This window comes from Devosia sp. MDV22-iso42 (genome assembly GCF_058629155.1).
On sequence record NZ_JBZVWR010000006.1, the window covers coordinates 721,190 to 734,774 of the forward strand.

Sequence of the window (13,585 nt, forward strand, 5' to 3'; positions counted from 1 at the left end):
GAGAGTTCTGGATCGGTAACCCCCATGTATCGCGTCGACCCCAAGCAGGCCCTAGATCACGCTGCCCGGCAAACCGGGGCCAGCGCTGGCGGCCCCCTGTCCGCCGCCGCCGAGGCGGTGATCGCGGCGCCGGCCGAAAAAGTCATGTCGGGCGCGGTGGTCGTTGGCGTCGCGCAGATCGTTGAAGCGCTGCTGCTGGCGGCGCTGGGCTACGGCATCTACGAAGTCTATGTCTCCCTGGGACAGCCGGCATTCTACATTCCGGTGATCCTGGCGGCGTGCCTGCTGGCCAACGTGGTCATGAATGCGGCCCGGACGCACCGCATAACGGCCTATCGCACGGTGCTCAACCAGACGGGCCGCGTGCTGGCGAGCTGGACGCTGGTCATGGTCGTGCTGGCCGTAGGCATCTTCTTTTTCAAGGGCGGCGACCTGTTCTCGCGGGTATGGCTGGCCAGCTGGTTTGCCGGCGGCGCGGTGCTGCTGGTGGTCTATCGCATGGCGCTGCGCAGCCTGGTGCTGCGCTGGACCAGGCAGGGCCGGCTGCGTCGACGGACGGTCATCGTCGGTGGCGGCGGCGATGCCGAGACGCTGATCAACCAGGTCCGGGCCAGCGCCAGCAATGACATTGCGCTGCTGGGCCTGTTCGACGACCGCATCGACGTGCGCTCGCCCGACAGCGTGGCCGGCGTGGCCAAGCTGGGCAAGGTTGCCGACCTCATCGATTTCTCCCGGCGGACTGCGGTGGACCTGGTGATCGTGTCGATGCCGCTATCGGCCGAAAAGCGCGTGCTCGACATGCTGACGCAGCTTTGGGTGCTACCGGTGGACATCCGGCTGTCGGCGCATATGAGCAAGCTCAAGTTCACCAACAAGGCCTATTCCTATGTGGGTGACATTGCCGTGTTCGATATGGCCGACCGGCCGATCTCGGACTGGAACCTGGTATTCAAGTGGGTCTTCGACAAGACCGTCGCGCTGACAGCCCTGGTGCTGCTGAGCCCGGTCATGCTGGCGACCGCGCTGGCCATCAAGCTCACCAGTCCCGGGCCGGTCTTTTTTCGCCAGAAGCGGCACGGCTTCAACAATGAGCTGATCAATATCTTCAAGTTCCGCTCGATGCGCACCGACATGGCCGATGCCGGCGCCGCCACGCTGGTCACCAAGGACGATGCCCGTGTCACCGGCGTCGGCCGGTTCATTCGCAAGACGTCGATCGACGAGCTGCCGCAACTGTTCAACGTGCTCAAGGGCGAATTGTCCATCGTCGGCCCGCGGCCGCATGCGCTGCAGGCCAAGGCCGACAACCAGCTCTATTACGAGGCCGTGGAGGGCTATTTCGCCCGCCACCGGGTCAAGCCGGGCATGACGGGCTGGGCGCAGATCAATGGCTGGCGCGGCGAGACCGACACGATCGACAAGATCATGCAGCGGGTGAACCACGACCTCTACTATATCGAGCACTGGTCCTTGCTGTTCGACCTCTACATCGTGGTGATGACGCCGTTCAGCCTGTTCAATTCCGAAAACGCGTATTGAGGCCGTGATGCGCATTGCCCTGCTCCGAGCCGCCGGAATTGCAGCACTGGCCATGCTTGGCATTACCGCTTCCGTGGCGGTGACGCGGGCCGAGAGCGCGCTGTGCATGGATTGCCTGAGCGTCCGGGTCGGGCCACCCACGGTCGTCCGCGGCCCATTTCCGGACGAGCTTGACGCGACCTTTACCGCCCTCAGGCTCGCCGACGGGTCGTTTCGCGGCTTTAGCGCCAATGGAGCAACCTATGCCATTGACGGCACCAGCCTTTGGGACCTGGGCGGCGCGCGCCGTGTGGTCATGCAGCCGGGCGAGCCCGGCAAGGAGAACGAGTGCGGGCGCTGGCTGACCAGCACGACGCGCACCGGCGGCGTGGTGCTCGGCTTCGTGCATCAGGAAAGCATCTGTGACTATGGCCCGCAGGGGCAGACGGACAAGACCATGGCCATTGCCAGCTCATCCGACGAGGGACTGACCTGGACCGACCTCGGCACCGTCATCAGCGGACCGGATGTCCAGCGCAAGGGGTCCATATCCGGCGAAGGCGACTGCGCGCTGGTCGATGGCATGGACGCCTTTCTCTATGCCTATTGCCTGCGCAATTCGGATTGGCAGACCATTGTCGCGCGGGCCCCGGCAAGCGACCCGACGGACTGGCACAAATTCAACGACGGCGCCTGGAATGAACCGGGGCTGGATGGCGCAGCTACCGCCATCGGCTTTTTCGGGCCCGCCGCCGCCTATCTGCAGGACCTCGCCCAGGTTGCCACCGTCACCACCGATCCGTGGTTTGGCGGCGTGCGGCTGTCGCTGTCGGCAGACAAGGTGAGTTTTGTCGATCTCGACGAACCCTTGCTGACCATTGACGGGTCGGACTGGAACCGGCCCGCGGCATCCGACCTGGTGGCCTATGCGACCATGCTCAATCCCGACAATGGCAGCAACATCGTCAACCAGGATTTCCTGCTCAGCTATATCTATGTCCCGCCCGGCAAGGGCTTCGAGAGCCGCTACCTCGTGCATCACGAGGTGTCGCTGTCAGTGGCGGACAAGCCGCTGCGGGCGCAGGTCGGGACGGCCCTGTCGCGCTGGTCGGATCCCGAGCGGCATATCTACGTCACTTCGACCGGACCGCTGACGGGCGACCGGCAGGCCTATCAGAACAATAAAGTGGTGGCCTATATGCTGACACGCCCGCCCGAGGGCATTGCCAGCATCAAACTGGCCGAATGCTCGAGCAATGGCCGCGGACATCTCGACCAGCTGCTGGCCGAGGATGGCTATTGTGGCGAGGGCTATGTCCGGGACCGCAGCGCGGGCTGGCTCTATGCCGCCGAGCAGCCAGGCACGGTGCCCATCTATCGCTGCTATGCCGTGACCGCGCAGACGCACTTCGCCTCCAGCGCTGCCGACTGCGAGCGTCTGGGCGACATGGATTTCCTGCTCGGTTATGGGCTGGCGCCGTGAGTACGGGCGTGGACACCCGTACGGGACCCGGCGCGATCGGCGTCAGCCTCGACGGGCTGCGCTTTGCCGTGTTCAGCACCCGCAACATGGTCTTCCTGATCGCCGTGCTGGCCATGAACTACACGCTGATGCGGCCCTCGCCGGTCGACATGCTGTTCATCGGCTCGTTCCTGATCACCCTCGTGCACCTGACCCTGTTCCGGCGCCAGGAGGTGACGCGGCGGGCAGTGCACCTGGCGCTGCTGCTGGGCGCCTGGGCCATGTCCTATTTCATCGCCTCGCTGCCGCATCTGGGGCAGGAATTCGTCGCCTTCGAGCTCCTCGCCAAGACCTTTGCCATTTCGATCGGCGTGATTGGCGCCTTTGTCTCGATGAGCTGGAACCAGCGCCATTTCGAGACCTTCATGATGGTCTACATCGCCTCCTGCGTCATTGCCTCGCTGCTGGGCACGGTGGGTTTTCTGACCCAGATGGAGCTGCTGACCTGGGATGGCCGGGCCAAGGGCCTGATCGACGATCCCAACATGTATGGCTCCTTCCTGATTCCGGCCGTGGTGTTCTGCGCCTATTTCCTGTCTCGGGGGCGAGGCAGCAAGGTGCTGCTCAGCGGCGCGCTGGCGATTGCCCTGCTCGGCATCCTGCTCTCGTTTTCGCGCATCGCCGTGGTAGCCGCCATCTTCTGCCTGACGGCCTATGTGTTCTTCCACAACCGGCGCAATCCGCGCCGGCTGCTGCTGATCATCGGCGGCCTGGTGACGACCAGCGTGGTGCTGTTCGTCATTGCCGGCCTCACCTCGGCCGAATTCACCGCCAAGCTCATGGACCGGCTCACCTTTGCCAAGGATTATGACCTCGGCGAGGAAGGTCGCTATCACCGCTATCTGCTTGTGCTGCCGATGATCCTGCAGAATCCGATCGGCATCGGGGTGCTGCAGCTCGAAAAGATCTTCCCCGAACCGATCCACAACATCTGGCTCAGCTCCTTCGTCAACTATGGCTGGGGCGGCGGCATCAGCTATGTGACGCTGGCCATCGGCAGCGTGGTGGTGTCAGTGCGCAACTACCGCCGGACCCGAAACGAATTGCCGATCGCGCTGCTCATCTCGCTGGTCGGCATCATCTTCTGCTCGACGCTGCACGAGGGTGAGCACTGGCGCCACAGCTGGCTGTTCTATGGGCTGGTATGGGGATTGAGCGTTGCCAATATCAGCCCGACCGGGCCGGCCGGCAGGGCGCGTCCCCGTCGGATGGCCAGGCCATCCGCGACACCGCCCCAACCGACTGCCAGCGTCGGGCGCTGATACCGCACTAATCCAGCCAGAGCGTGCCGCGCAGGTAGCGCTCGCCCAGGTCGGCGGTGCCATCGGCGAAGCCGGGCGCATGCAACTGCGCCAGACCGGTTTCGGCATGTGAGCCGATCCAGGCCAGGAGCGACATGCGCCGCAGCATGACCATGGCATTGATGGAGTCGATGTCCATGCCGTAGAGGGGGCGAACGGCCTGATACTGGGCCAGCCAGGCCGCCTTGAGCGCGGGCACCAGCGGATGGGTTTCGTGGAAGGAGATGGCGGCGGCAAAGTCATAGGTGAACCAGCAGAAGCCGCTATCGTCGAAATCGATCAGGGACACCACGTCGCCATCCACCAGCAGGTTGCCCAGCCGCATGTCGGCATGGATCAGACCATAGCGCGACGGGTCCAGGCCATATTCGGCCAGGCGCATCCACAGCGTCGCGTCGAGGCGATCGAGGATCGGACGGTTGTATGCGTTGATACCCGGCGCCAGGCGCCAGTCGCCCCACGGGCCATCGGCATCGAGGATCGTCGAGGCCTGCCAGCTCTGGCGGGTGAAGCCGGCGGGGCGCGGCCAGGTAGTGGCATGGCGGTGCAGGGTCGCCGCGTAGCGCCCCAGCGTCCCGAACAGGCCGACCAGATTGCTCTCCAGGCAGGGTTCGTCGCCGGCAATATAATCAAACAGCACGGCGAGATGGTCCGTGCCATCGGGCCCGCGGAACGCCTGCAGCAGGCGGCCGTCGGCACCGGCAACCGGCTGGGGCACGGGTATCTCGGTGTCGCGCCGCAGCGCCAGCAGCCAGGCCAGTTCGCTGTCGATGGATTGCCCCGACTGATAGCCGGCGCGGTGCACGCGCAGCATGAAGCTGCGGCCACCCGGGCAATCGATACGGAAGGTGTGGTTCTCTGAGTAATTGACCAGGGCGGCACTGCCCCCCTGCGTTTGGGGCCACAGCAAAAGGGCCGGCGCAATGTCCTGTACGGTCATGGGCATTGGCAACTCCGACAGTCAGCCGCCTGCAGCAGAGCTGCAGCGGCGAAACCAGGCCGTTGTGAGTGTGATGGTCGGAGCGACAGGATTTGAACCTGCGACCCTTTGTCCCCCAGACAAATGCGCTACCAAGCTGCGCTACGCCCCGACTGCGCGGAGACATAGAGAAGCCGGAGTTTAGGTGCAACCCTGAATTTGCGGAGTGTGTGAACAAAGCGAGATATTTTCGCTGATATGGTTCGTCGTGGGAGCGAAAGTCCCACGCATGTTCTCCTCATGTTCACGAGGATAGCTGGCCAGCTTTCCACGGTACGGGGGGGACATTCCGAGACTCGACGCTCGATGTATGCGTCGCGGGACAACGTCCAAACGCAGACCGGCGCACCAGCGCCTACCTGGAGGTTCCTGTCCAGACACGAAGCGCAGATGTCCTCTGTCGGTTGCTGCTATCTCGCCACAAACAGCAGGAGTCTGTGCGTCTGGCTCACCCGGGAGCCAGACGCAGATCGGGTCGGTTACTCCGCTCGACTGAGGTCGCGGGGGTAACCGTCCCGATGCGGCCGGCAAGCCCGCCTTCTCAACGACGGAAGGGATAGTTGATCCCTTCAGAGATGCCGTTCCGGCAGCCGCTAATCAGAAGAAAGAGCATCCGAGCCAGAGGTTGACGCCGGAGAGGTCCGCCCACCCTTCCCACCCCAGCTTCCATCGAAGCTGGGGCGCCGCCGCAGGCGCCAGCGGACAAATCCGGAGTCAAGTCGGCCTCCGGGCCCCATCCTCAAAATGTGCGCGACAGTGCAAGCAATGCCGCATTGCCTTCTGGTCCGCATTAGCGGACCAGAGCAAACCAAGCGGCATGCCCACAGCACAATATAAGGGCCATCGAACGAGTGGCCCACAGTGGCGCTGGATCGCGGGAGGCGCCGAATAGCCGTCATGGTCCTGAGCCAGAGTGGGGTTGCGGATTAGCAGGAGAGCTTATTCCGCATCGCGGAAAACTTGCACCCGACAGCAGCGACCGAGACAGCACAGGCCTAGGATGCGCGCAGTTGCGGATCGAGGAGTGGTGCATGCACGAGACCAGAGGCGAGCTTGCGGTCGATGAAGAACTGGTGCGCTTCATCGACACCGAGGTAATGCCGGGCACGGGGGTAGAACCATCCGCTTTCTGGCAGGGCTATGCGCGGTTGATCGAAATGCTGGCACCCGAAACGGCGCGCCTGCTGGGCGAGCGCGACCGGCTGCAGGCGCTGCTTGATCGCTGGCACCAGGACCGCCGGGGCCAGGCACACGATGCGCCCGCCTACAAGCAGTTCCTGCTCGATATCGGCTATCTCGTCCCCGATGACCTGCCGCTGTCCATCACTACCGCGCCCGTCGATGCCGAGATCGGGGTGCTTGCCGGCCCGCAACTGGTGGCGCCGGTGATGAATGCCCGTTTTGCCCTCAACGCGGCCAATGCCCGCTGGGGCAGCCTTTATGACGCGCTCTACGGGTCCGATGTGGTGCCGCAGGACGGCGCGCTGGAACCGGGGAGCGGCTATAACCCCGAACGCGGTGCGGCCGTGATGGCGCGGGCCGCTGCGGTGCTGGACTTGGCGCTGCCGCTCGACGGCGCCAGCCATGCCGCGGTGACGGCCTATTGCTTTGACGCCGGAAAGCTCACGGTCCAGGTCGGCGACGAAATCGTTGGACTGCGCCAGCCCGAGGCCTTTCTGGGGCATGCCCGGCGCGGGCAAGCGCTGGTGCTGCTGTTTGTCCACCACGGCCTGCACGTTGAGCTGATCATTGATCGGTCGACGCCGGCCGGCGCCCAGCATGCCGCCGGTCTGGCCGATGTGGTGATGGAAGCAGCGCTGACCACGATCCAGGATTGCGAGGACTCCGTCGCCGCGGTCGACGCTGCCGACAAGGTGGCGGTCTATCGCAACTGGCTGGGACTGATGCGCGGGGACCTGGTGGAAAGCTTTGACAAAGGCGGGCGCCAGGTCAGCCGTCGGCTCGCGCCGGACCGCAGCTATGTCGACACGTTCGGCGCCCCATTCACGCTACCCGGCCGCAGCCTGATGCTGGTGCGCCATGTCGGGCATTTGATGACCACCGATGCAGTGCTCGACCGCCACGGCGCCGAAACGCCCGAGGGTTTTCTGGATGCCATGGTGACGGTGCTGGGAGCCCTGCACGACCTGCGCAAGATCGAGGGGCCGCGCAATTCAAACTGCGCCAGTATCTATGTGGTCAAGCCCAAGATGCATGGCCCGGCCGAAGTCGCCCTGGCAGACGCCATGTTTGCGATGGTGGAGGACATTTTCAGTTTGCCTCGCAATACCATCAAGATGGGGGTGATGGACGAAGAGCGCCGCACCTCGGTCAACCTGCGGGCCTGCATGCGCGAAGTGAAGGACCGGCTGGCCTTCATCAATACCGGCTTTCTCGACCGGACCGGCGATGAAATCCACACCCTGATGCAAGCCGGTCCGGTTGTCTGCAAAGGCGCGATGCGGTCCGCGACCTGGCTCGACGCCTATGAAAACAACAATGTCGATACCGGTCTTGCCGCGGGCCTGCCCGGGCATGGGCAGATCGGCAAGGGCATGTGGGCCAAGCCCGATGCCCTGGCCGAAATGGTCGCCACCAAGGCGGGCCATCCCCGGGCCGGCGCCAGCACGGCCTGGGTCCCCTCCCCCACGGCTGCCACCCTGCATGCCGTGCACTACCACGAGGTCAGCGTCGCCGATGTGCAGGCGAGCCTGCGCTTGCGGCAGCCGGCCTACATCGACGCCATTCTCGAGCCGCCCCTGCTGGGTGGCACCAATCTGTCTGCCGAGGCGGTGCAGCGCGAGCTGGACAACAATGCGCAGGGGATCCTGGGCTATGTCGTGCGCTGGATCGACCAGGGCATTGGCTGCTCCAAGGTCCCCGATATCGACAATGTCGGCCTGATGGAGGATCGGGCGACGCTGCGTATTTCCGCGCAACACATCGCCAACTGGTTGCGGCATGGTTTGGTCAGCGATGATCAGGTGCGCCAGGCCATGGCGCGCATGGCCGCCATTGTCGACCGGCAGAATGCGGGCGATGCCAGCTACTCCGCCATGGCGACCAACCTGGACGGCAATATTGCGTTTCAGACCGCCTGCGCCCTGGTGTTTTCCGGCGCAAGCCAGCCGAATGGCTATACCGAGCCCCTGCTGCATCACGGCAGGCGGCGTAAAAAGGCCCTGCTGGCCAATGCCTGAGCCAGATGACGACGTGCTCGCCGCTATCAAAATCCCAGGCGTCGCCGGAAAGTGCTTTCCAGGCGACGCGCAAACCGGGTCTAACGGCACCCAGCCAAGGTGCATTCAATCTGCCTTCCGCCCTCGGCATGCCGAGGCGGCCCCAATCCAAACTGGAGCGTGACCATGCTGAACATCCCCCGCATCGATTTGACTGACGCAGGCATGCTGCTGGCCGGCGCGCGACAGAAGGCGGACGAGATCGGCGTTCCCATGTGCATTGCCGTTGTCGACGAGAGCGGCAATCTGGTTGCCTTCGAACGCATGGATGGCGGCAAGATCACCAGCATTACCATTGCCATCGACAAGGCCTATACCGCGGCCGCCGCCAAGCGCGCCACGCACGAATATGGCCAGGCCAGCCAGCCTGGCGCGGCGGCCTATGGCATCAACAGCGCCATTGGCGGCCGGCTGATGGTGGTCGCTGGCGGCCTGCCACTGCTGGTCAATGGCGACGTCGTCGGCGGCATCGGCATCAGCTCGGGCACGCCGACCCAGGACCAGGCCGTTGCCCAGGCCGGCATCGATCATTTCCTCGCCCGGCAGCCGGCGGCCGGCGACAAAGGCTGAGCCATGGCCAGCCCCGCCCCCCTTGATGCTGCACCCCGCTGCCTTGCCGATGGCGAGGACAAGTTGACCAAGAACCGCGACCTGGTGCAATCGGTGGAGCGGGCGATGCTGCTGCTGGAGGCGCTTGCAGAGGATGGCGCCGGTCTGCGCCTGACCGATCTGGTGCAGAAAACCGGGCTATCGCCCTCAACGGCCCACAGGCTGCTGACCACGCTGCAGACCCGCCAGTTCGTGCATTGCGATCCGGCCAATGCGCTGTGGTTCGTAGGCCGGCAGACCTTTTCAGTGGGCCTGGCCTTCGGGCAGCGCCAGTCGGTGCTGGCCCCGGCCCTACCGCTGCTGCGCCTGCTGCGCGATCTCACCCGCGAAACCGCCAATATCGGTATTGTCGATGACGGAGCCATCGTGCTGATGGGCCAGATCGAGAGCCGAGAAATCGTACGCGCCATTGGCCGGACCGGTGGCAGGGCGCCGCTGTTTGGATCCGCCATGGGCAAGGCAATCCTGTCGACCTATCGCGAGGAGGATGTCCGCGCCCTGGTGAAGCAGGCGGGCCTGACGCGAACCACCAGCGCAGGGCCCGGCGGCACCGAGGCTCTGCTCGGTGAACTGGCTCTGGTGCGTGAGCGCGGCTATGCGGTGGATGACCACGAGTTCTCGCAGGGCCTACGCTGTGTCGCCAGCCCGGTGCGTGACCGGCGCAACGAGGCGATCGCGGCGGTATCGGTGTCGGGACTGGCAGCGCGGTTGACGATGGAGCGGCTGCCGGTGGTGGGCGCCCAGGTCGTCGATGTGGCCCTGCGCCTCAGCCAGTCACTTGCTGGGCGTGAGCGGTAGACCCGGTAACTCGATGGTTTCCATCGCATGCTGCCCTGCCGTTGAATGGCGGACGATCAACTCGCCGCTCAACGAGTTCTGCGTCGGAGGCAGGCCCGAGCGCGCCAGTTGTTCGGTAATCAGTTGCACCGTCAGTTCAACCATGGCGTCGACCGGTTGGCGGAATGTGGTCAGCGAATAGCGTGGCCAGCGGGTGAGCGCCACATCGTCAAAGCCGGCGATCGCAATATCGTCCGGGATGCTGAGCCCCACCGTTTCCTTGAGCGCGTCAAATCCCCCTGCCGCCAGGATGTCATTGGCAAAAAACACAGCGTCAGTGGGTTCGCCCCTGCCGATCTCCAGCCCGGCACGATAGCCGGCGTCGTAGCTATATTCGCCACCTGGAATGCAGCGCGTCAGCTTCATGCCCAGTTCGGCGACCCGCGTGACAAAGGCGTTTTGCCGTTCCAGATTGGTGGAGGTATGCGGCAGGCCGGCGACGAAGGCCACGCGGCGCCGCCCAAGCGCATGGAAATGGTCAGCAATGGCGCGGGCGCCCTCGACATTGTTGCAGCAAACCGAGGTCAGGGTCTCGTCGGGTATGGTGCGATTGACCAGTACAGAGGCGCGTCCTTCGGTCGCCCAGTGCAGCGAGGCGCCAGACAGAACGGTCGCCGAGATGACCACAACGGCATCAACATTGTATTTGCGCAGGGCCACCAGCTGCTCTTCGATATTGGAGCCGCGCGTGATGTTGAACATCAGGCTTTGCAGACCCACCCGCTGCAGCTCCCGCGACAGCTTTTCAATCAGGGTCGGATAGAACGGATTCTGCATCTCGGACACGACGATCCCGGCAATATTGCTGCGGCGTGTCGACAGCATCGAGGCGATGGCATTGGGATGGTAGTCGAATTTTTCTGCCGCACGCAGGATGCGTTGCCGCATCTCCTGTGAGATCGAGGTGCCCGGGGAAAAGGCACGCGAGACTGCAGACTGACTGACGCCCAGCAGTCGCGCCAGATCGCGCGCGGTGATCGGTTTGTGCCGGGTGGCATCGTCCTTGCCATTCGCCTTGGTCATGCCGTCACATCCCCCAACGTTCTGTTCCTTATACCCAAGCCAAGGCGCGAGGGAAGCCTGTACATTGTGATGACATAAAGCCTTGCATCCGGATGCAAGGCCATTCTAGGGTGTCGGCATCAGCGTGCAGTTGAATGCCTCACAGAAGGCGAGTTGCCGCGTTTTCATTTCTGGGAGGAGCGGGCCAATGGGCGACGCCTTGGGCCATCTGCGGGTGGTGGATTTTTCCGACAGCCTCGCGGGGCAATACTGTGCGCGCCTGTTTGCCGACTATGGCGCGTCCGTGATGCTGGTGGAACCCGCAGGCGGTTCGCCCGTGCGTGCCTTGGCGCCATTTTCGCAGGCCGGGGACTCGCTGCAATTCTTCCATCTCAATACCGGCAAGCATTCGCTGGTGCTCGACCGGAGCATGAGTGACGACGCTGCGACCTTTGCCATGCTGCTGGCCGGCGCCGACATTGCCGTGCTGCCCAACGACGCCGATCCCGATGCGATCAGCGTGGCCTATCCGTCCCTGGTGGTCGTCCGTCCCTCCCTGTTCGGCACCGAGGGGCCACGTGCCCACTGGCAGGGTCCCGAGATCGTGCTGCAGGCCCTTTCGGGGATGATGCACAACAATGGTGCGGCGGGCCGCGAGCCGCTGTTCGGCACGGGCAATCGCGCTGCCATCGCCAGCGGCGTCGGCGCCTTTGTTGGCGCCCTGGCAGCACTTTATGTCCGGGAAGATAGCGGACAAGGCCAGGTGGTGCGGATCGATGCGGCCGAGACGGCCGCGGCCATGTGCTTTCCCTATATCATGCAGCACATCTACAACGGCACCGTGCGACAGCGCACCGAGCAGGCCGTGCAGGCCGGTCAGGTATTGTGCCGGGACGGCTGGGTCTGCATCTGGATCTATAATTTCCGCTGGCACGCCTTGCTCGAAGCGCTCGAACTGGGTGAGCTTGAGCACGATCCGCGCTTTGCCGATCCGGCTGAACGGCGCGCCAACTGGGATGTGCTGTTTGCCATTTTTCAGGCCAAGGTCGCCGACATGCCAGCCGAGGATCTCGTGGAGATCCTGCAGCGCGCCCAGGTCATCGCCGCCAAGGCCTACCGTCCCTCCGAGCTGGTCAACAACCGCCATCTCGAGGCCCGCCAGTATTGGGCCCAGGCCGACGGCCGGCGGGTATTGGGGCCGGCCTTCCGGCTGAGCCGCTCGCCCCGCCGCGTCGACGGTGGCGCGCCGGCCCCAGGCGAGGCTCTGCCGCCCAACTGGGCGCCGCGGAGAACAACGCCGAGCAAGGACCACTCCCAGAGCCAGCGCCCCCTCGAGGGTTTGCGCGTGATCGAACTGACCACGGCATGGGCAGGCCCCATGTCGGGCCGCGTGCTGGCCTATATGGGTGCGGAGTCGATCCATGTTGAAGCCCCCAACCGGGTCAATTCCTGGCGGCTCAACAAGGATCGGCCAAACCCGGTCAACTTCCCCGATCTGCAGCCGGGGGACCGCTGGTACGATCGCTCGTTCCTGTTCAATTCGCAGAACGTCAACAAGCTCAGCTGCATCCTCAATCTCAAGACTGAAGGCGGCCGGGCGACGCTGCGACGCCTGGTGGCGGTGGCCGATGTCCTGATCTGCAATTTCCGGCCTGGGACGCTCAAGAAACTGGGCGTGGACTATGAAAGCCTGACGGCCATCAAGCCCGACATCATCGTGGCAGAACTGCCCGCCTTTGGCGTCGAGGGGCATATGTCGAGCTATGCCGCCCTGGGCCCGACCATGGAAATGGCCGCCGGCATGTCCGCCATGATCGGCTATCCGGGTGGTCAGCCGGAGGTTACGGGCCCCTCCTATCTCGATCCGATCGGCGGCTTCAATGCCGCGGCGGCGATCCTGACGGCGCTGATCCACCGCCAGAAAACCGGCGAGGGACAATATGTCGAGGTGCCCCAGGTGGAGGCGGCCATGCAGCTGATCGGGGCCGAGATCCTCAAGGCGGGTGAGACCGGCGACGATCCGGCACCCAATGGCAACCGCGTCAGCTTTGCCTGCCCGCATGACGCATTTCCGACCAGGGGCGAGGATCAGTGGATTGCCATCGCGGCGCTGGATGACAGTCAGTGGCGGGTGCTCTGCCGGGCCATGGTTCAGCCCGAACTGGCTGACGATCCGCGCTTTGCCGACCTGGCACGCCGCCGCGACAATGAGGACGAACTGACTCGCATCATCGCGGCCTGGACCATCGGCCACGACAAGCACGCGCTGGCTGAAAGCCTGCAATCGGCGGGCGTTGCGGCTGCGCCAGTGCAGAATCCCAAGGATGTTTCCGAAGATCCCTATCTGGACCATCGCGGTTTTTTCACCGAGCTCGATCATCCCGATGCCGGGCGGCATCGCCACCCCAGCCTCCCCATTCATCTCAGCATCACGCCTGGCGCCCAGCTCCGATCCGCCCCGCCATTCGGCTTTCACAACCGGCACGTGCTCGAGACTATCCTCAAACTCTCGCCCGAGGAGGTGGCCGCCATCGAGGCCAGTGATGCCATGGGCACCGAACCATTGGCGGGCGCGTAA

At 64.4% G+C, this 13,585-nt stretch carries 9 protein-coding genes and 1 tRNA gene; 7 read left to right on the forward strand and 3 right to left on the reverse strand.

Going from position 1 to position 13,585, the window contains the following annotated elements:
• Window positions 1-24 precede the first annotated feature (24 nt).
• From AC4NN3_RS05200 to AC4NN3_RS05210, 3 genes are read left to right on the forward strand one after another with little or no spacing between them, the layout of a single operon-like run.
• Entirely contained in the window at window positions 25-1,539 is a 1,515-nt protein-coding gene (locus AC4NN3_RS05200) for an undecaprenyl-phosphate glucose phosphotransferase (RefSeq protein WP_491926024.1), read from the forward strand.
• Window positions 1,540-1,546: 7 nt separating this feature from the next.
• Window positions 1,547-3,001: a glycoside hydrolase family 183 protein gene (locus tag AC4NN3_RS05205; protein ID WP_491926025.1), complete on the forward strand. Its 1,455-nt coding sequence runs from the start codon at window positions 1,547-1,549 to the stop codon at window positions 2,999-3,001.
• Window positions 3,002-3,009: 8 nt separating this feature from the next.
• Window positions 3,010-4,302: an O-antigen ligase family protein gene (locus AC4NN3_RS05210; protein ID WP_491926026.1), complete on the forward strand. Its 1,293-nt coding sequence runs from the start codon at window positions 3,010-3,012 to the stop codon at window positions 4,300-4,302.
• A gap of 7 nt (window positions 4,303-4,309) precedes the next feature.
• Here AC4NN3_RS05210 and AC4NN3_RS05215 read toward each other — a convergent pair whose 3' ends face one another.
• A complete protein-coding gene (locus AC4NN3_RS05215) occupies window positions 4,310-5,287 on the reverse strand; it encodes a phosphotransferase enzyme family protein (RefSeq protein WP_491926027.1) in 978 nt (325 codons plus the stop codon).
• A gap of 68 nt (window positions 5,288-5,355) precedes the next feature.
• Window positions 5,356-5,432, reverse strand: a tRNA-Pro gene (locus AC4NN3_RS05220).
• Window positions 5,433-6,351: 919 nt separating this feature from the next.
• On the opposite strand from AC4NN3_RS05220, the gene AC4NN3_RS05225 reads away from it, so the two are divergent.
• The 3 genes from AC4NN3_RS05225 (at window position 6,352) to AC4NN3_RS05235 (ending at window position 9,966) form a co-directional block, all read left to right on the forward strand.
• Window positions 6,352-8,520 carry a malate synthase G gene (locus AC4NN3_RS05225; RefSeq protein WP_491926028.1) on the forward strand — a complete coding sequence of 723 codons (2,169 nt, stop codon included), beginning with the start codon at window positions 6,352-6,354 and terminating at the stop codon, window positions 8,518-8,520.
• A gap of 165 nt (window positions 8,521-8,685) precedes the next feature.
• Complete coding sequence (locus tag AC4NN3_RS05230) at window positions 8,686-9,129, forward strand: GlcG/HbpS family heme-binding protein (protein ID WP_491926029.1); 444 nt, start codon at window positions 8,686-8,688, stop codon at window positions 9,127-9,129.
• Between the two features lie 3 nt (window positions 9,130-9,132).
• Window positions 9,133-9,966: an IclR family transcriptional regulator gene (locus AC4NN3_RS05235; RefSeq protein WP_491926030.1), complete on the forward strand. Its 834-nt coding sequence runs from the start codon at window positions 9,133-9,135 to the stop codon at window positions 9,964-9,966.
• On the opposite strand, the gene AC4NN3_RS05240 is transcribed toward AC4NN3_RS05235, so the two are convergent.
• Entirely contained in the window at window positions 9,943-11,028 is a 1,086-nt protein-coding gene (locus AC4NN3_RS05240) for a LacI family DNA-binding transcriptional regulator (RefSeq protein WP_491926031.1), read from the reverse strand. The two genes, AC4NN3_RS05235 and AC4NN3_RS05240, sit on opposite strands and share 24 nt — an antisense overlap.
• A 187-nt stretch (window positions 11,029-11,215) precedes the next feature.
• Here AC4NN3_RS05240 and AC4NN3_RS05245 point away from each other — a divergent pair, with 187 nt between their 5' ends.
• Complete coding sequence (locus AC4NN3_RS05245) at window positions 11,216-13,585, forward strand: CaiB/BaiF CoA transferase family protein (RefSeq protein WP_491926032.1); 2,370 nt, start codon at window positions 11,216-11,218, stop codon at window positions 13,583-13,585.